The following is a 17,511-nucleotide window of genomic DNA, read 5'->3' on the forward strand; positions in this document are numbered from 1 at the left end:
AGACCGACACTCCCTACCGCTCAAGAAACCGTGGGCGGCCGAAGCCTAAGCCCCGTCCGCCCACGGCCGCCAATCCGCGAGGTCAGCCGATGACCGGCGGAGCCGTGTCGTCGTCGGCCCCCCAGACGTCCTCGTCCTCGGTGAGCCAGGTCTCACGCTCGCGCTCCTGGTCGCCCTGACCGCCCTGGCCGCCGCCTGGTGCCATCGGCATGCCCATGGGACGTCCGCCCGCGGCGCCACCGGCAACGACCTGCGGCTCCCCATGCCGCGGCACCGGCGCCCGGGCCGATTCCGCCCGCGCCGACTCCGCCGAACGCGCCGGGCGCGCCACCGGGCATGCTCCCACCGCCGCCGCCCGGGAGGCCGCCGCCGCCTCCGCCCGGGAGACCGCCACCGCCGCCACCGGGCAGGCCGCCGCCTCCGCCGCCTCCGCCCGGGAAGCTGGACAGGTCGGTGCCCCGCTTCCTCCGCTCCACGGGCTTCCGCCGAGGCCCCCGGATCCGGATCCGAGACCGCCGGGGCCGGACCCCGCCCCCCACGAACCACCGGGCGTCACCTCGCCGGGCTGCAGGTGGGGACCGTTGTTGCTGGGCGGGCTGAACGGGTTCTCGCCGGCGAAACTTCCGCCACCGCCCCCCGGCATGCCACCGGGCGCGCCACCCGGCATACCACCGCCGGGCATACCGCCGGGCGCACCACCGGGGATGCTCCCACCGCCACCAGGCATGCCCCCGGGCCCGCCAGGGTTGCCCCCGGGGTAATTGGGCATGGTGGGGTTGTCGTTAAGGCCGCCGTACTCCCGGGGCAGGTCCTTCTCGATGTTGTTGGGGTGGGCGTCGTACGCCTCACCCATACGGCGGCTGAACTTGGCGATGAACTTGCGGGCGTTCTCGTCGTCGCCGTCCGTGTGGATGTAGCCGTCTTCCATGTCCTGGGCGGCGTTCTTGTACCAGTCCAGGATGCTGACCTTGTACCAGTTATAGGTCGAGGCGGTGTTGTGGCTCTTGTCGGAGAGGGTGCCGGCGGTCGTGTAGATCTGACCCAGCTGATCGAGCGCCTTCTGTGCGCTCTCTCCCTGCCAGTTGTTCTTGATCCGCTCGGCGAACTCCGTACGCAGCTTCTCCGTCATTTGCGCGAGGATGTCCGCTGCGTCCTTGTACGCCGTCGAGGCGTCACCGACCGCCTCGGGGCGAATGCTCGACAGCTTGTTCTTGACATCGTCGAAGCTCATCCCGCTGAAGTCTTGCGACGGGAATGTCTTGCCGTCCCTGATGGGAAACTGCTCGGAGTTCTCACCCATCGGCTTCTCCTCTCCAGATCACGCTCAGGTCAAATTCGGGGTGCCGCTCGGGTCCACACCGTTGACCTGGCCGCCGGTCGTGCCTTCCGCGTCGTCATAGCGGTCCGCCGTGGCCTTGAGCTTCTCGATCACGCCGGTGTAGGCCGTCTGGATGGCGGTGATGTACTCGCCGAAGCCCATTCTCGTCTGACTCGCGAGTTCCGCGAAGGTCTCCGAGCCCTGGACGCTTCCCAGGTCCACGCTCGTGATGCTGGTCGAGCTGACCTTCGTCAGTTTGCTCTTCCAGCCGTCCATCAGGTACTGCATGTCATTGGCTATCTTGCGCAGTTCCTGATAATTGCGTCGTAGCCGTCTTTCGCCTCGACCTTCCACTCGCTGCGGTCGGGCTGGTTGCTCCGGGGCAGCGCGTTCGACGGATCGTCGGGCTGGCCGGCGTTGACCCCGGGACCGTAGTCGTAGTAGTAGTTCCGCTGCTGGTAGTCGGAAAGGTCGTTCCACTCTTCACGAGTGAGGCCTTGCTGAGTGTGGACCTGGACGTAGCTCCCATACCCGGTGGTATAGGTGTGCTCGATGCTCGCGAGCTGCTGGTCCGTCATCGTGTATTCGGTCATTGCCACCCTCCCGCCGAATGGCCGTCGGACCCCAAACGTCCATGCTGCACGGGCTCACGGCGGTGGCCCGCACAACATGGACGGAGGAAAAGTTCGGTCAGCCCCAGATGCCCTGGTTCATGCGCTCGGCGTTGCTGTAGTTCGAGTGGGCGTCGCCGATGACGGTGCCGAGCTGGTTGAGGACCTGGCCGATGTGGTTGGCGGCGGCGTCCCACTGGCGCTTGGCGTCCCAGTACGCCTGGACCGCGGAACCCTCCCACTGGGAGAGGTTCTTCTCGAGGTTGCTCTCGAGGTCGTTGAGTTCGTCGACCAGCGCGCGGTAGGCCAGGGAGAAGTCGGCCTGCGCCTGCTGCATCGTGCCGAAATTTGCCTTGGTGTAGCTGTCACCCATGTTGCGAGTCCTTCACAGTCGGGGGGATGGAGGAAGCGTGAAGATCAGGTGCCGCCGTTCAGCAGGGCGTTGATCTTGTTGACCGCGTCGTCCTGCTCCTGCTCGGTCGACTCGTAGGTGATCTTCGTCTGGACGAGCTTCTCGTGCATGCCTTCGAGGGCCGTCCGCACCTTGTTCATCTCGGTCTGGAACTCGTTGAAGACCCGGTCGAACGACACCGACGCGTTGCCGGCCCACCCGGACATGAGGGAGCCCTTGTGGCCCTCCAGCTGACTCTGCAGGCCCTTGACGATGCCCGCGGAGTCCTCGATCCGCGTTGCGGCGGCCTGCATTGCGCTTCTGTCGACTGCGGACTGTCCACCCACAGTGTCACCTCCGTTGCGAAGTTCTACTCGACGCGTCACAGGTGTGATTGGGGGACCCTGCTCGGCGGGCCGTCCGGGGAGCACTCCTGGGACACGAAATGACAGCGATCATAGGCGTCTCGTTCATTGATGTCGACGCATTAGGTGATCGTCCGGTTCTGTACCTCCGGCCGGATTCGCTGTGACTTGTACCACATCAGGGTGTCAGGTCCTGTTCAACCTGTCGATACGGGTTTCCGCGCCAGCTTGGGGTCGAGCGCCGGACCTTGCGGGATGAGGTGAATGACGCTGGACGGGACGGGCGCGGCCTTCTTCGAGTCGTAGCCGAGCACCTTCGCCACCTCTGCGGACGGAAGCGCGTACCGGACGCCCTGGTCGCTGACCAGGGAGAGCGAGTTGGAGCCGCTGGTCTGCCCGCCGGTCGGCACGAGGCTCATCAGCGCGGCACCGCCCGGGGGCAGGACCATCTGGTCGACCGTCCCCGCCGCGCCGACGGTCCCCGCGCCGAGCGCGGTGACGGACGGCGCGGGCAGCGAGCCGCCGACCGTCAGGTGGGCGGTCGCGGAACCCGTCGGGAACACCGAGCACAGCGGGCTCGTGGGGTCCCAGTTGATGAACTTCGGCAGCGCCGGGGGAAGGTTGTCGTCCATCAGCCGGGTCTGGGACGCGTTCTGCTGCGCGGTCGGGGCGTCGGTCGGGAGCGCGCGCACCTCTTCGGTGGGGTAGGCGGCCTTGGAGCCGGCGTCGAGGAGGAGCAGCTGCGCCTGCGTCCCGTTGATCTGCGCGAAGCCGTCGGCGAGCATGACGTACCAGAGCGTCCGGGCGCCGGTCTCGGCCTTGAAGACCTGGCCGACGCGCGCCTTGCCGCCGCCGGTCCCGGCCACTTCCTTGCCGCGCTGCGGGACGTTCGGCGGGCCGAACCGGCCCGCGGCGGGGATCGCGTTCAGCCAGGTGGACGGGACCTCGACGGCCTGCGGGCCGCCGGTCAGCACCGTGATCTGGTTCGCCGGGACGGTCAGCTGCATGCGGTGGTCCTGCCAGACCACCCAGTTGCCGCCCGCGGTGCGCACGACGACGGCCTCGTCGGCGCCGAGCTTGCGGCCGCCGACCTTGTGCCCGGCGGCGAGGGCGCTGTACTGCCGCTTGACGCCGTTGGCGCCGTCGCCTCCCGGACGCACACCGACCACGGGCCGCGGACGAGCTGTTCGGCGTCGGGCAGCGAGTCGGGCGCCCCCGGGATGCCGATCATGGGGCCGCGGGCGAACTCGTCCAGCGACTTGCGCGACACGCTGCGCCGGTCGATCTTGTCGGAGCTGAGCGCGAGCAGCGCGGACGCGTAGTTCGCGACCGGGAGCATCTTCTTCGTGTTGGCGTCGTAGATGTACTTGGTGCCGGTCTCTTCCTCGATGATGAGCTTCCCCGGCTCGTCGAGGCCCTTGGCGCCGCCCGGGGACAGGATGCCCCAGATGCCGAAGATGGCGACGATGAGCAGCGCGACCATGAACCCGGCGAACGCGCCGACCGACACCCGCCGCAGCGGCGACTCGGCGACGTCGGGTTCGCCCTGCAGAAGGGCGAGCCGACCCGCTGCGTCATCAGGCGGTGCGCCTGGTAGAGATCTCGCCTGCTCTGCATCAGCGGGTCACCCGCCCAGCCCGCGCACGCGGGAGTAGACGTCCAGGACGGCGAGCGACAGCGGGATCAGCGAGATCATGATGAGCATGTCGAAGATGTCGCCCCAGCGGCCCCACACCGGGGTGAGCCGGTTGTTCGGCAGCCAGAGGGTGACGGCGACGACGATGCCGGTGATGACCAGCAGCGGGCCGAGCGCCGCGGCCAGCGCCAGGATCTGGCCGCCGTGCGCCGCCATCCCGACCGTCGTCAGCAGCAGGCCGAACAGGCCCACGACGAGCATCCACGCGCGCTGCGCGACGCCGCGGAAGACGCGCGCCCGCAGCAGCAGCGACACCGACATGGCGGCGGTCGTGGTGGGTCCGGCCCAGCCGCCGAACCCGAAGAGGAACAGCATCGCGCCCGCGGCGACGACCGAGATCGCGGCGATGAGGCCCGTCGAGAACCGGTCGGCCGCGGCGGTGCGGGCCAGCACCTGGCGGCCGTCGACCGTCTCGGTGTCGTTGCGCAGGTCCTCGGAGCTGCTCGGGACGGGCGGCAGCGGCATCCGGGCGAACTTGAACGACAGCGACGGGACGGCCGCGATGAAGAACATCACGATGGTCGCGGCGACCGCCGCGATGCCGGCGGCCGGCAGGTCGAAGAAGAAGCCGACGGTGGCGCCGATCGTGCCCACGATCGAGGCGAAGCCCAGGCCGAGGAAGACCGGCAGGCCGTCGGAGATGGCGAACGCGGCGATGACCGCGGCGAGCGCCGTCACCCCGAACGCGGCCAGCAGGTGCGGCGCGCCGAGGTCGGTGAGCGCGACGTCGTCGCGGGCGGGCGCGAACAGCCCGGCCAGGAACGCGTAGGGCAGGGTCGCGTACCCGAGGATCACGCCCGCGCCCGAGTCGGCGACCGCCCTCGACAGGACGGTCGCGGCGGCGAGCAGCACGATCGTGATCAGCCCGGCGGCGATGGCCGGAATGAGCCAGGACGGTCCGGACAGCGCGATGACGATCGCGCCGACGAGGAGCGCGATCCCGGCGGCGCCGAGGCCGAAGGAACGCGTCGTGGTGGGGCGCCAGCGGTCCGAACGTTCCCGGATGCCGCTGGCGATGACGTCGGCGACGTCGTCGAAGGACAGTTCGGGGAGCTGCGCCATGCGGGGACGGAAGTAGAGGATCTCCCCGTCGCGCACACCGAGCGCCCCCATCGTCTGCGCCTGGTCGAAGGGACTGTCGTCCAGGCGTTGCAGCACCCAGCCGGAGTGGGCGAGACCGGCGTCGGCCATGTCCTCACCGGCGGCGCGCAGCAGAGTGGGGAGCATGTGGGCGAGCGGCACGTCGGCCGGCAAGGAGACGTCGATGCGCCGCCGTGGGGCGACGATGGTCACTCTGCATAGTTCGAATGTGGCGGGGGAATTCACCGAAGCTCCCGTCCTCCGTGTCGGCCCGCAGACCGGTTCCGATCGACGCGCAGCTTAGGATGTGACGTCGGCTTACGCTAAATCAACCCTTTCGACCAGTTGCCCCGCGGGTCGGTCGTCCCCCTGCATCGCGACCGCCCGATAAGCGAGCTCCCGGAGGAACGCCCAGGTGAGCACCGTCCTCGTCAGGCGCAAGGAGCGCAGAAACCCCCCGCAGGCGCCCAAGGGGGAACTGCTCCTGGAGTCGCCGCCCGAACTCCCCGAGACGCAGAGCGGCGGACTGCAGAACGTCCTGATGTATCTGCCGATGGCCGTCATGCCGCTGATGATGGGCCTGATGTTCCTGGGCGGCGGCAGCCGCGGCCCCATGATGATGATCAGCAGCGGCGGCATGGCCCTCGCCATGGGCGGGATGATGATCGGCCAGCTCACCCGGGGCGGCGGTGAGCGGAAGTTCAAGCTGAACGGGGCGCGCCGCGACTACTTCCGGTACCTGAGCCAGGCGCGCCGCAAGGTGCGGCGGGCGGCCGAGCAGCAGCGCGAGTCGCTGGAGTGGAACAGCCCGCCGCCCGACTCCCTGTGGTCGCTGGTGATGAGCGCCCGGATCTGGGAGCGGCGGCCGTCCGACCCCGACTTCGGGAACGTGCGGATCGGCGCGGGCCCGCAGAAGCTCGCCGTCCAGATCATCCCGCCGGAGACCAAGCCGGTCGAGGACCTGGAGCCGATGACGTCCGGCGCGCTGCGCCGTTTCGTCCGGGCGCATTCGACGGTGCCGAACCTTCCCGTCGCGGTGTCGCTGCCGTCGTTCTCCCGCATCCTCCCCGCGGGCGAGCCGGAGGCGGTCCGCGGGATGGTCCGCTCGCTCGTCGCGCAGCTCGCCGCGTTCCACTCGCCGGACGACATGCGCGTGAGCGTGTGCGCCTCGCAGGACGCGATGCCGTACTGGGACTGGGTCAAGTGGCTGCCGCACTCGATGCACCCGACGGTCACGGACGCGGCGGGGCCCGTCCGGCTGATGGCGGGCAGCCTCAGCGAGCTGGAGCGGATGTTCGGCAACGAGGTGAAGGACCGGGCGCGGTTCACCCCGGGGCTGTCGCAGAACGACCTGCCCTACCACGTGGTGATCGTCGACGGCGGCGCGGTGACGCCGGACTCGCAGATCGGCGCGGACGGCATCGAGGGCGTCTGCGTCATCGACCTGACCGGGCACGTCGCCCCGACGGCCGACAGCACGATGCTGCGGCTGCGGGTCGCGCCCGACCGGATGGCGATGCTGCGCCGCGACCGCACCGGCAAGGACGTCCCGAACTCGCTCGGCCGTCCGGACCACCTCAGCTACGTGCAGGCGGACGGCCTGGCGCGGCAGCTCGCGCCGCTGCGGGCCAGCGCGGCGTCCGGTCCGGAGATGGACGCGCTGTCGGCGGCGACGACGCTCACCACCCTGCTGGGCACCCCCGACCCGGCCCGGATCGACCCGCGGGTCGCGTGGCAGCCGCGGGCGCCGCGCAACCGGCTGCGGGTGCCGATCGGGATGGACGGCGACGGCAACCCGATCGAGCTGGACATCAAGGAGGCCGCCCAGGGCGGCTACGGCCCGCACGGGCTGTGCATCGGCGCGACCGGTTCCGGTAAGTCGGAGCTGCTGCGCACCCTGGTGCTGGGCCTGGCGATGACGCACTCGTCCGAGGTGCTCAACTTCGTCCTCGTCGACTTCAAGGGCGGCGCGACGTTCCTCGGCATGGACGGCCTGCAGCACGTGTCGGCCGTCATCACCAACCTGGAGGACGAGCTGCCGCTCGTCGACCGGATGTACGACGCGCTGCACGGCGAGATGGTGCGGCGCCAGGAGTGGCTGCGGGCCGCGGGCAACTACGCCTCGCTGCGCGACTACGAGAAGGCCCGCGAGCAGGGCGCCGCGCTGCGGCCGATGCCGACGCTGTTCGTCGTCCTGGACGAGTTCTCCGAGCTGCTGTCCGCCAAGCCCGACTTCGCCGAGCTGTTCGTGATGATCGGACGGCTGGGCCGTTCGCTGGGCGTGCACCTGCTGCTCGCGTCGCAGCGGCTGGAGGAGGGCAAGCTGCGCGGCCTGGACACCCACCTGTCCTACCGGATCGGCCTGCGGACGTTCTCGGCGATGGAGTCGCGGGTCGTCCTCGGCGTGCCGGACGCGTACGAGCTGCCGCAGGCGCCCGGTAACGGCTACCTGAAGATCGGCACCGAGTCGATGACGCGGTTCCGGGCGGCGTACGTGTCCGGGCCCTACCGGCCGGAAGACGCGGCGGAGCCGCAGTCGCAGAGCGGGCCGCGGCAGCTCGCCCAGATCGTCCCGTTCACCCCCGCCTACATGCAGCCGCGGATGCAGGAGCAGCCGCAGCAGCAGCAGCGGTCGCAGGAGGACGAGGGGCCGCAGATCAGCCTGTTCGACCTCGTCGTGCGGCAGCTCGCCGGGAACGGCCCGCCGCCGCACCAGATCTGGCTGCCGCCGCTGGAGGCCCCGAGCTCGCTCGACCAGGTCCTGCCGAACCTCGCGCAGACGCCCGACCTCGGCTTCACGACGACGAACTGGGACGGGCGCGGGCGGCTGCACGCGTTCGCGGGGATCGTCGACAAGCCGTTCGACCAGCGCCGGGACCCGATGTGGCTGGACCTGTCGGGCGCCGCGGGCCACGTCGGCGTGGCGGGCAACCCGCAGGCGGGCAAGTCGACGGTGCTGCGGACGCTGATCACCTCGCTGTCGCTGATGCACACGCCGCAGGAGGTGCAGTTCTACTGCCTGGACTTCGGCGGCGGCGGCCTGGCCGCGCTCGCCGACCTGCCGCACGTCGGCGGCGTCGCGAGCCGGCTCGACCCCGACCGCGTCCGGCGGACGGTCGCCGAGGTGGCGTCGCTGCTGGAGTCGCGGGAGCGGTACTTCACCGAGCGCGGCATCGACTCGATCGCCGCGTACCGGCGGCTGCGGGCCGAGGGCCAGGTTCCCGGGGACGGGTTCGGCGACGTGTTCCTCGTCGTGGACAACTGGCTGACCGTCCGGCAGGAGTTCGAGGCCCTGGAGGCCACGATCACCGACCTCGCCGCGCGCGGTCTCGGTTACGGCATCCACATCATGGCGGCCACCAACAAGTGGTCGGAGTTCCGCCTGACGATCCGCGACCTGTTCCAGACCCGGCTGGAGCTGAAGCTGGGCGACCCGTACGAGTCCGAGATGGACCGGAAGAAGGCCGCGAACGTCCCCGAGGGACGGCCGGGCCGCGGCCTGACCCGCGAGGGGCTGCACTTCCTCAGCGCGCTCCCGCGCGTCGACGGCCGCACCACGGCGGACGACGTGTCCGACGGCGTCCGGCACCTGGTGCAGACGGTGCAGGCGGGCTGGGCCGGCCGGCCGGGCGCGCCCGAGGTCCGGATGCTGCCGGACGTGCTGCCGATGCGCTCGCTGCCCGCGGTGGGCGAGACCGGCAAGCGCGTCCCGATCGGCATCGACGAGGACACGCTGTCGCCCGTCCTGCTGGACTTCGAGAACGACCCGCACTTCGTCGTCCTCGGCGACAACGAGTGCGGCAAGTCGAACCTGCTGCGGGTGATCGTGGACGCCGTCAAGGAGCGGTACACGACCGCCGAGGCCCGCATCATCATGCTCGACTACCGGCGCGCGCTGCTGGACTCCGCGGAGAGCGAGCACGTCATCGGGTACGCGGCGTCGTCGACGGCGGCGGCCGGGCTGATGAAGGACACCCACGGGGCGCTGGTCAACCGGCTGCCTCCGTCGGACCTGACGCCCGAGCAGCTGCGGAACCGGTCGTGGTGGAGCGGGTCGGAGCTGTTCCTGATCGTGGACGACTACGACCTGGTCGCCACCCCGTCGGGGAACCCGCTGGCGCAGCTCGCCGAGCTCCTCCCGCAGGCCCGCGACATCGGCATGCACGTCATCCTCGCCCGGACGATGGGCGGTGCGGGCCGCGCCATGTTCGACCCGGTCCTGCAGCGGCTCAAGGACATGGCCAGCCCGGCGCTGATCATGTCCGGCAACAAGGACGAGGGGAACCTGTTCGACGTCCGCCCGTCGCCGCTGGCCCCCGGCCGCGGCACCCACTCCGACCGGCGGGCCGGGAAGCGGCTGATCCAGACGGCCTTCGTCGGCGAGCAGCAGCAGTAAGCCGCGGTCGGCGTTGCGCGAGTAACGAGAGCCCCGGCCCGGGAGGGCCGGGGCTCTCCCCGTTCCGGGGGCCGTTCGGCGGCCGTCAGTCGCGGTCGCCGGTGGGGACGGTCGCGCGTCCGGGCTTCCAGCCGCGCTTGCGGCCCTTCGGTCCGACGGCGCCGAAGAAGGCGACCAGCAGCGCGAGGACGACCGCGCCGCCCGCGACGGCGAGGCCGATGGCCCGGGACCGGTGGTCGACCGGTTCCGGCCGGGCGATGTCGATGACCCCGGTGTCGTTGTTCACCGCCCTCTCCTCGGACGGTTGCGCGTTCGGGTCCAGCTCCGCGGTGACGGCCTGCAGCGGGCTGATCATGCCGTGCCCGCTGCCGACCCCGATGCCGCCCTCGGCGGTGATCAGGATGCGGTTGATCACCTGCTGGTAGGTCAGCTTCGGGAACCGGGCGCGGACGAGCGCGGCGACACCGGCCGCGTACGGCGCGCCGAAGCTCGTCCCCTGGAGGCCGCCGACGTAGCCGGTGCCGAGGGTGGAGATCACGTTCTGGCCGGGGGCCGAGACGTCGATGCGCGTCTTGCTGTTGGAGAACTCCGAGAGGCTGCCGGTCTGGTCGACGGCGGCGACCGACAGGACGCCCTCGTAGCTCGCCGGGTAGGAGGCGCTCTCGTTGCCCTGCTGGTCCTTCGCGACGTTCCCGGCGGAGGCGACGATCAGGACGTCGCGTTCCTGCGCCGCCTTGACGGCCGCGCGCAGGCCCGCGCTGTCGGGGGCGTCCACCGAGACGTTGATGATGTCCGCGCCGTTCTCGGCCGCCCAGGTGATGGACTTGGGCAGCATCGTGTTGTCGTTGGTGCTCTGCCCCGTCGTGAACTTGGCGTTGAGCAGCGTGACCTGCGGCGCCACCCCCAGGAACGGAACGTTCTGGTTGCGCATGTCGGTGGCCGCGATGATGCCCGCGACCTGGGTGCCGTGGCCGAAGCAGTCCGTGGCGGTGGTCTTGGTCGCGTCGTGGCTCTTGCCGATCTTGCCCTTGAGCTGCGGATGGTTCGCCTCGATGCCGCTGTCGACGACGGCGACCGTCACGCCCTTGCCGCGGGTGACCCGCCACGCCTCCTCGAAGTCGAGCCGCTGCTGCGGCCACGGCTCGACGGTGATGGCCGACGCGGGCTGCCCCGCGGGCTTGTTGCACTCCGGTGCGAGCGGCGCCGCGAACGCCCCGCGCGGGTGCCGCGACGGGCGCGCGACGGGTGCGGCCGCGGCGGCGGGCGCGAACCCGAGGACCGAGGTCGCGGCAATGACCCCCGCTTTCGCCGTCAGCCCCGCTCCGCGCATGCCATCTCTCCCCGTCCAGCACCATCTGAGGACACAAGCCACCGAACTCTCGCGAGTCGGCCGCAAAGACTCTAAACGATCGGCCGGGACGGCGGCACGGACGCTCGCGCGGACGGCGGCGCGGACGCTCCGGCGGTATCCGGGCGGAGTGAGCGCAGATCTTTGACGGACGGGCGTATTACCATCGCCGGGTGCAGTACGCCTCCCCCATCCCCCACCAGAACACCACCGGCCGGCGGCGCCGCGTGGTGTGGGTGTCGGCCGTCGTGTGCGCGGTGGTCGTGCTGGCCGCCGTGCTGTGGGTGACCGGGGGGTTGAAGGAGAAGCCGAAGCAGCCGGTGAAGTCGCCCGGGAAGGCCGTCGACGCGGGCCTGTTCTCCGTGACGGTGCACGACGTGCGGGCCGGGGTGTCCGATGCCGGACTGGAAACGGGCTCCGACCGCTTCCTGATCGTCCGGATGCGCGTGGTCAACAAGGGCAAGGAAACGGCGTGGCTCGGCTCCACGGGGCTGCAGGAGGGCGTCGTCGCCCGCACCAAAGCCGGAAAGTGGGTCGAACCGGACAAGGTGACGGGCGTCGCCGCGGGCTCGGAGACCTACACCGTCCAGCCGGGACTGCCCGTGGAGGCGTCCGTGATGTGGGAACTCGGCCAGGCGCAGCCGCCCGAGACGTTCACGTTCGGCGTGCGCGAGTGGAAGTACGACCACGGGTTCACCGACAACACCTACGCGTGGCGGATACAGCAGGAAGGCGACGCGCTGGCCGCGCGCTTCACCCTGCCCGTCGGGACGGGGACGCCGTGAACGTGCGCAAGCTCGCCGTGCAGGGCGGCGCGGGCATCGGCGGGACGATCCTGCTCGCCGGGGCCATGTGGCTGCACGCGTACCAGCCGAAGGTCGAGGCGCGGATGCTCGACCCCATCCGGTCGGGCGGCGACATCGGCACGGACGTCGCCTCGGCGTCGTTCACCGTGCGGGTCGAGGAGGTCGTGGTCGCGCGCTCGCTCGCGCCCGACTCGATCCTGGACGACAAGCCCCCGGTGGGCACCGACGGCGTCTACGTCATCGTGCGGCTGCGCGGCACGAGCCGGGACGAGCCCGTGCAGGCTCCGGTCCGCCGCCCTGGACGACCCCCGGCGGGCACCACCTTCGCGCCCACCGAGCGGCCGCTCGCCGCGGAACCCCCGCCGGCGGTCCTGGAACCGATGATCTGGACGAACGCCGCGTTCGTCTTCGAGGTACCGAAGAACCGTCTCGCCGGGGCGCACCTGGTGGTGGGGACCGGCGGGCTCCTGCCGCAGCTGTCGTCCGCCGTCGACGTCGACCTCGGCCTCAGCGGGTCGCGCGCCGCCGACCTCGTCCGGAAAGCCCCCGAACGCTACGAACTGCGGGTGGGCACATGAACGATCCGCACCCCCCGCCCCCGCCGTCGTCCGATCGGCCGCCGCCGGGACGGTACGGGTGGCCGCAGCGACCCACGGGCGGGCAGCCGCAACCGGGGCCTCCGTACCCGCCGCCGCAGCAGCCCGCCCCGCAGCCGCCGCCCTGGCAGGGCACCGGCACAGGGGGGCAGCCGTACGCGCCCGGGTACACGCACGAGCAACAGCGTCCGGCGAATCCGCAGCAGCAGCCCACGGGTTGGCAGCAGCAGCCGACGGGCGGGCAACGACCTCCGGATCCGTACCAGCAGCCGTCCGGACGTCATGCACGTCCCCCGCAACCGCCGCCGCCCCCGTCCTACCCGCAGCAGCCCGGGCCCGGGCCGTACGGGCACGGCTACCCGCAACAGCAACAGCAACCGCAGTTCCAGCCCCCACCGCAGTACCCCTACGCCCAGCAGCCCGTAAACCACCCGCGCCCGGACGGGACGGACGGCACGACCGGCGCGCCCGGCGGGGGCGACGAGGCGACGGCCGCAGAGCCGCGGCGGACGTGGCTCGGCCCGAAAACCCGCCGTGTCGTCGAGGTGTTCGCGCTGGCCGTCCTGCTGCCCGCGTTCCTCGGGCTGAACTGGATCGACGAGTCCGGACGCGCGGAGAGCCTCGAACCCCCGGTGCGGGTGTCGTCCGTCGCGCGCGGGAAGATCGGCGAGATGTCCGGCGCCCGGTGGACCGTCTACAAGCGCGAGACCGCACGCAGCCCGGGGCGCCCGAGGGCCAGGACGTCGTCCAGTTGCAGGTGGTCCTCGCGGTGAAGGCGCAGGACGCGAAGAGCGTGCAGACGGTCGGCGGCTACGGCATGACGTACCGGTTCGTCGACGGGCAGGGCCGCGAGTGGAGCGGGAACGCGCAGAAGCCCACGGACGTGCGGCCGGGGAAGGCGTTCCCGCTCACAGTCCGGGGGACGGTGCCCCGTGCCAAGGCGGAGTCCCTGGCGCTGGTGGTGCGTGCTCCGGAGACGGAACGGAAGGGTGGGGCTCCACTGCCTTCGCTGCGGTTCGAGCCGTGACGCGCGTGACCATCAGGTTGAACGCGGCGGCGAGCAGGCAGACGCGCAGGATCTCGAAGACGAGCCCGGCGCCGTAGCCGACGAACGGCATCCGCGGCAGCCACCACGCGACGTCGTGGGCGCCGATCAGCTCGTAGGTCTGCCGGCGGGCGGCCTCCTCGCCGACGTGCAGCCCGGAGAAGAGCAGGCAGAACGTGGCGAACGGCATCATCCCGGACCGGCGGACGAGCCGGAGCCCGAACCAGGCGGGCAGCAGCATCTCGCGGAGGCCGCGGGTGAGGACCTCGCGGGGGCTGTTGGTGCGGTCGATGGCCCCGGCGGCGGCGATCCGGCGGGCGGCGCGGCTCTGCCCGACGGAGGCAAGCCGTTCGTCGCCGGTGTCGAGGCCGAGGATGACGCCCGCGATGACGAGCCAGATCAGCGCCCCGAGGACGGCTTCCTTGAACGGCGGCCACACGTCCAGCAGGGGCCCGGCGACCTGGCCGAACCAGTCCCACGCCCGGCGGTGGGCACCTGCTCGCCCTTGTCGCGGAGCTGGTCGATGGTGAAGACGCCGAACAGCGCGAAGTTGATCTCCAGGAAGCCGGCGAGCGGGCCGACGGTGCGCGGCAGCCGCTCCTCCAGCAGCCATTCGACGAGCACCTTCAGCACGAAGAACGCGGCGGTGAGGGCGATCGCGAGCTTCACGTGCTTTTCCAGGGAGAGCAGCAGGCCGACGCCCTCGATCTGCCCCTGGACGCCGCCGTCGGTGAACCCGCGGCTCGCCGCCGTCTCCGCGAACTCGCGGGCGTCCTCGCCCTGCTGCCCCCACGCGAGGTAGAAGATGACGAACGGGAGCGCGGCGCGGCCCATCGCGGTGAGCGCCGACTCGTCGTCGTTGCCGACGGCCCAGGACGTCAGGCCGCCGCCGGCCGAACGGGCGTGCACGGCGTCGAGGCCCTCGCGGACGCAGTGGATCATCAGCGCGGTCGTGGTGAGCGTGATGACGACGAGCAGCGCGATCGTCAGCATGGGCGCGACGGTCGCGGCGAGGCCGTCCATCTTGCCGAGCCGGTAGCCGCCGTACATCGCCCCGTACCGCAGGAATTCCCCGAGGGTGAACCACAGCGCGAGGGGCAGCGCGAACCGTCCCGCGAGCTTGAGCGCGGCCCACGGGAGGGTCAGGGGCGATCGGGGTGAGAGTCGGAGCATCGCGCCGATCGTACCGATCGCCGCCGACAGCCGGGAGGAGCAGTACGAACTCGAACGAATCGCACGAAACGGACGGACCCCGCCGTCCGCGCCCGGAGGGCGGGACGACGGGGTCCGTCGACGCGTCGCGTCGCCGTGGTCAGATGGCGACTTCGAGCGCGGCGACCTCGCCGGTCTTGGCGGTGACGCTGTTGTCGACGCTCACCCCGCCCGCGGCCAGGACGCGGACCGTCCAGTCGCCGTCGGCGGCGAAGAAGCGGAACACGCCCTCCTCGCCGGTGACGACCTCGGCGGTGAACTCGCCGGTGGCGTCGAGCAGGCGGGCGTAGGCGCTGGACACGGGCGCGCCGTCACGCGTGACGGTGCCCTGGATGACGGCCTCGTTGGTCAGGTCGACGGTCGCGGGCAGATGCGCCGTCTGAGCGGGCGCTGCGCAGCCCTGAGTCATTGTTCCTCCATCTCCGCGTGCACGGAAAACTCTGTTCCGCCGGACGGCGGACGAACGGTTACTTCGGGTCGCCGAGCTCGACGGGGACGCCGACGAGCGAGCCGTACTCGGTCCACGAGCCGTCGTAGTTCTTGACGTTCTCCAGGCCCAGCAGCTCGCGCAGCGCGAACCAGGTGTGCGAGGAGCGCTCGCCGATGCGGCAGTAGGCGATGGTGTCCTTGCTCAGGTCGACGCCGGCCGCGGTGTAGAGCTCGCGGAGCTCCTCGTCGGACTTGAACGTGCCGTCGTCGTTGGCCGCCTTCGACCACGGGATGCTGCGCGCGGTCGGCACGTGCCCGGCCCGCTGCGCCTGCTCCTGCGGCAGGTGCGCCGGGGCCAGCAGCTTGCCGCTGAACTCGTCGGGCGACCGCACGTCGATGAGGTTCTGCGTGCCGATCGCGTCGACGACCTCGTCGCGGAACGCGCGGATCTTCAGGTCCTGGTCCTGGGCCTTGTAGTCGGTCTTCGGACGGGACGGGACGTCGGTCACCAGCTCGCGGGAGTCCAGCTCCCACTTCTTGCGGCCGCCGTCGAGCAGCTGCACCTTCTGGTGGCCGTACAGCTTGAAGTACCAGTAGGCGTAGGCGGCGAACCAGTTGTTGTTGCCGCCGTACAGGATGACCAGGTCGTCGTTGGCGATGCCCTTGGACGAGAGCAGCTCCTCGAAGCCGGTCTTGTCGACGAAGTCGCGGCGGACCGGGTCCTGCAGCTCGGTCTTCCAGTCGATCTTCACGGCGCCACGGATGTGGCCCTTGTCGTAGGCGGACACGTCCTCGTCGACCTCGACCAGGACGAGACCGGGGTCGTCCAGGTGCTCTTCGACCCAGCTGGCGTCCACCAGAACGTCGGCGCGGCTCATGCGGGAACCTCCCTGTCGGAGCGAAACTTCGCGGTGAATAGTCGGATCAGCGGATATTCGGCGCGGCCCCCGCCGCGTGGAAGCGGCGTGGGCGCGGGCTCATTCATCGCACAGGCGGCGGCATCGATACCGAGCCGGGTGGTCCCCGTCGCGCGACCGGCCGTGTCCGCCGGGAAGGAGCGGGAAAAGACGAGGGACTCCGGGAGAAACGCGCCGGGGCGCGGCCTGCACGGGTCGACCTGCATCGGGTGCTCCAGGCGGAGAGGCGTGCGTACGAGCTGAGTAGAGGAAAGTGCTCGGAACGGTCGGGCTCGAATGCCTCAGGCCATGCGACAGAGCGAGGCGCCACGCGGCAGAAATCGACCGCGCGGCGCTTCGTGAGCATCTGCTCTGTTCGGTCACGCACGGACACGATGGTAAGCCGACAATCCACGCCGTGTCACATCCGTCTCGCGTTGCGAGACAGTGACATTCGTCTTAGTCCTGGTCACCGGAGTGTCTCCTTACCGGACGGCGGCGCCGAGAGCGGCGATGACGTCGGCCTTGCGGGGCGCCCCGGCGGCCCGCCGCACCACGCGTCCGGCCGCGTCCAGGACGAGCACGGTGGGGGTCGCGGTGACGTCCAGTCTGCGGACGAGCGACAGGTTCGCCTCCGCGTCGATCTCCACGTGCGCGACGCCGTCCACCATCCGGGCGACGTCGCCCAGGACGCGGCGGGTGGCGCGGCAGGGCGCGCAGAACGCGCTGGAGAACTGGACGAGCGTCGCGCGTTCCCCGAGGTCGGCGCCCAGATCGTCCGGGCCGAGCCCGCCGCCGGGCGCGGTGCCCGCGGTCGCGTCCGTCACGTGTGCCTCCCATCGCCGCCGTCCGGTACAACCGCGCCGGACGGCCGCGTCTTCCGGCGATCGCCGGTCAGATCGGGATCGTCAGCACGGTCTTGCCGTCGAGGCCGACGATCTCGAACGTCGACAGCTCGCCGCGCGGGAACATCGTCGAGCCGCGGTACTCGCCGTACCCGTCGTCGTACGGCACGTACCAGCTGCCCATCGCGTCGCGCCGTCCGTCCCGGGCGATCACCTGCATGTGGCACCGGGCGCCCCGCTCCAGTCCCGACAGGTGGACTTCGACCTCGGTGCCCCATTTGCGCTCGAACAGCAGCACGTACCCGCGGACGCCCGTCTCCTCGTTCGCCGCCGCGATCCGCTCGGCGGTGATCACCTGTGTGGGCGCGGACGTCGCGGGCGCGCGGCGGGCGTCCCGGACCCGCCCGCCGCGGTGATCAGACCCCCGGCGAGCCCGCCGACGGCCAGCGTCAGGCAGGCCGCCGCCGCGACCGGCGC

Annotated in this window: 19 protein-coding genes; 4 read left to right on the forward strand and 15 right to left on the reverse strand. The window is 71.1% G+C overall.

Annotation, left to right across the window (positions count from 1 at the left end; all coding sequences use genetic code 11):
* Positions 1-82: 82 nt before the first annotated feature.
* The 8 genes from BJF79_RS57750 to eccD all read right to left on the reverse strand — a co-directional run bounded on the left by BJF79_RS57750 (position 83) and on the right by eccD (position 5,674).
* A complete protein-coding gene (locus BJF79_RS57750) occupies positions 83-1,300 on the reverse strand; it encodes a WXG100 family type VII secretion target (RefSeq protein WP_075907414.1) in 1,218 nt (405 codons plus the stop codon).
* A gap of 24 nt (positions 1,301-1,324) precedes the next feature.
* The gene (locus BJF79_RS48990) at positions 1,325-1,606 is read right to left on the reverse strand and encodes a hypothetical protein (protein ID WP_075907415.1); all 282 of its coding nucleotides are present in this window, start codon (positions 1,604-1,606) and stop codon (positions 1,325-1,327) included.
* A gap of 8 nt (positions 1,607-1,614) precedes the next feature.
* Positions 1,615-1,911 carry a hypothetical protein gene (locus tag BJF79_RS48995; protein WP_075907416.1) on the reverse strand — a complete coding sequence of 99 codons (297 nt, stop codon included), beginning with the start codon at positions 1,909-1,911 and terminating at the stop codon, positions 1,615-1,617.
* A gap of 97 nt (positions 1,912-2,008) precedes the next feature.
* Positions 2,009-2,302: a WXG100 family type VII secretion target gene (locus BJF79_RS49000; RefSeq protein ID WP_075907417.1), complete on the reverse strand. Its 294-nt coding sequence runs from the start codon at positions 2,300-2,302 to the stop codon at positions 2,009-2,011.
* A 44-nt stretch (positions 2,303-2,346) separates the two neighbouring features.
* Positions 2,347-2,751 carry a WXG100 family type VII secretion target gene (locus tag BJF79_RS49005; RefSeq protein ID WP_316043589.1) on the reverse strand — a complete coding sequence of 135 codons (405 nt, stop codon included), beginning with the start codon at positions 2,749-2,751 and terminating at the stop codon, positions 2,347-2,349.
* 131 nt (positions 2,752-2,882) lie between these two features.
* Positions 2,883-3,737, reverse strand: a complete 855-nt coding sequence (locus BJF79_RS49010) for a type VII secretion protein EccB (protein WP_262403701.1) — start codon at positions 3,735-3,737, stop codon at positions 2,883-2,885.
* On the reverse strand, positions 3,683-4,195 hold the full coding sequence (locus BJF79_RS65045; protein WP_262403698.1) for a type VII secretion protein EccB: 513 nt from the start codon (positions 4,193-4,195) through the stop codon (positions 3,683-3,685). The genes BJF79_RS49010 and BJF79_RS65045 overlap by 55 nt, the downstream gene beginning before the upstream one ends.
* Positions 4,196-4,309: 114 nt before the next feature.
* Entirely contained in the window at positions 4,310-5,674 is a 1,365-nt protein-coding gene (gene eccD / locus BJF79_RS49015; RefSeq protein ID WP_262403699.1) for a type VII secretion integral membrane protein EccD, read from the reverse strand.
* Positions 5,675-5,876: 202 nt separating this feature from the next.
* Here eccD and eccCa point away from each other — a divergent pair, with 202 nt between their 5' ends.
* Positions 5,877-9,857, forward strand: coding sequence for a type VII secretion protein EccCa (eccCa, locus tag BJF79_RS49020; protein ID WP_075907420.1), 3,981 nt, complete (start codon positions 5,877-5,879; stop codon positions 9,855-9,857).
* A gap of 85 nt (positions 9,858-9,942) precedes the next feature.
* Here the strand turns inward: eccCa and BJF79_RS49025 are convergent, their stop codons facing one another.
* Entirely contained in the window at positions 9,943-11,187 is a 1,245-nt protein-coding gene (locus BJF79_RS49025) for a S8 family serine peptidase (RefSeq protein WP_075907421.1), read from the reverse strand.
* A gap of 191 nt (positions 11,188-11,378) precedes the next feature.
* Here BJF79_RS49025 and BJF79_RS49030 point away from each other — a divergent pair, with 191 nt between their 5' ends.
* Genes BJF79_RS49030 through BJF79_RS54950 form a run of 3 tightly spaced genes read left to right on the forward strand, consistent with a single transcriptional unit; the run spans position 11,379 to position 13,380 of the window.
* The gene (locus BJF79_RS49030) at positions 11,379-11,990 is read left to right on the forward strand and encodes a hypothetical protein (protein WP_075907422.1); all 612 of its coding nucleotides are present in this window, start codon (positions 11,379-11,381) and stop codon (positions 11,988-11,990) included.
* The gene (locus tag BJF79_RS49035; protein ID WP_075907423.1) at positions 11,987-12,589 is read left to right on the forward strand and encodes a hypothetical protein; all 603 of its coding nucleotides are present in this window, start codon (positions 11,987-11,989) and stop codon (positions 12,587-12,589) included. The genes BJF79_RS49030 and BJF79_RS49035 overlap by 4 nt, the downstream gene beginning before the upstream one ends.
* Positions 12,586-13,380 (forward strand): hypothetical protein, encoded by a 795-nt coding sequence (locus BJF79_RS54950; RefSeq protein ID WP_143221025.1) that lies wholly within the window; start codon positions 12,586-12,588, stop codon positions 13,378-13,380. Before BJF79_RS49035 ends, BJF79_RS54950 begins: the two co-directional genes overlap by 4 nt.
* A gap of 135 nt (positions 13,381-13,515) precedes the next feature.
* Here BJF79_RS54950 and BJF79_RS49045 read toward each other — a convergent pair whose 3' ends face one another.
* The 6 genes from BJF79_RS49045 to BJF79_RS49070 form a co-directional block, all read right to left on the reverse strand.
* Positions 13,516-14,091, reverse strand: a complete 576-nt coding sequence (locus BJF79_RS49045; protein ID WP_075907425.1) for a hypothetical protein — start codon at positions 14,089-14,091, stop codon at positions 13,516-13,518.
* A complete protein-coding gene (locus BJF79_RS49050) occupies positions 14,052-14,825 on the reverse strand; it encodes a hypothetical protein (protein WP_075907426.1) in 774 nt (257 codons plus the stop codon). The genes BJF79_RS49045 and BJF79_RS49050 overlap by 40 nt, the downstream gene beginning before the upstream one ends.
* A 139-nt stretch (positions 14,826-14,964) precedes the next feature.
* On the reverse strand, positions 14,965-15,273 hold the full coding sequence (locus BJF79_RS49055) for a DUF1416 domain-containing protein (RefSeq protein WP_075907427.1): 309 nt from the start codon (positions 15,271-15,273) through the stop codon (positions 14,965-14,967).
* Between the two features lie 58 nt (positions 15,274-15,331).
* Positions 15,332-16,171, reverse strand: a complete 840-nt coding sequence (locus tag BJF79_RS49060; RefSeq protein ID WP_075907428.1) for a sulfurtransferase — start codon at positions 16,169-16,171, stop codon at positions 15,332-15,334.
* Between the two features lie 503 nt (positions 16,172-16,674).
* Positions 16,675-17,016, reverse strand: coding sequence for a TlpA family protein disulfide reductase (locus BJF79_RS49065; protein WP_075907429.1), 342 nt, complete (start codon positions 17,014-17,016; stop codon positions 16,675-16,677).
* Positions 17,017-17,083: 67 nt separating this feature from the next.
* Positions 17,084-17,389: a hypothetical protein gene (locus BJF79_RS49070; protein WP_075907430.1), complete on the reverse strand. Its 306-nt coding sequence runs from the start codon at positions 17,387-17,389 to the stop codon at positions 17,084-17,086.
* Positions 17,390-17,511 lie beyond the last annotated feature (122 nt).

It is taken from the genome of Actinomadura sp. CNU-125 (assembly GCF_001942465.1).
Lineage (GTDB): Bacteria > Actinomycetota > Actinomycetes > Streptosporangiales > Streptosporangiaceae > Spirillospora.

Bases quoted from the DNA above. Each gene is read 5' to 3' on its own strand.
- BJF79_RS49000 (WP_075907417.1), bottom strand. From the start codon at position 2,302: ATGGGTGACAGCTACACCAAGGCAAATTTCGGCACGATGCAGCAGGCG.
- BJF79_RS49050 (WP_075907426.1), bottom strand. From the start codon at position 14,825: ATGCTCCGACTCTCACCCCGATCGCCCCTGACCCTCCCGTGGGCCGCG.
- BJF79_RS54950 (WP_143221025.1), top strand. From the start codon at position 12,586: ATGAACGATCCGCACCCCCCGCCCCCGCCGTCGTCCGATCGGCCGCCG.
- BJF79_RS49025 (WP_075907421.1), bottom strand. From the start codon at position 11,187: ATGCGCGGAGCGGGGCTGACGGCGAAAGCGGGGGTCATTGCCGCGACC.
- BJF79_RS48995 (WP_075907416.1), bottom strand. From the start codon at position 1,911: ATGACCGAATACACGATGACGGACCAGCAGCTCGCGAGCATCGAGCAC.
- BJF79_RS57750 (WP_075907414.1), bottom strand. From the start codon at position 1,300: ATGGGTGAGAACTCCGAGCAGTTTCCCATCAGGGACGGCAAGACATTC.
- BJF79_RS49060 (WP_075907428.1), bottom strand. From the start codon at position 16,171: ATGAGCCGCGCCGACGTTCTGGTGGACGCCAGCTGGGTCGAAGAGCAC.
- BJF79_RS48990 (WP_075907415.1), bottom strand. From the start codon at position 1,606: ATGCAGTACCTGATGGACGGCTGGAAGAGCAAACTGACGAAGGTCAGC.
- BJF79_RS49055 (WP_075907427.1), bottom strand. From the start codon at position 15,273: ATGACTCAGGGCTGCGCAGCGCCCGCTCAGACGGCGCATCTGCCCGCG.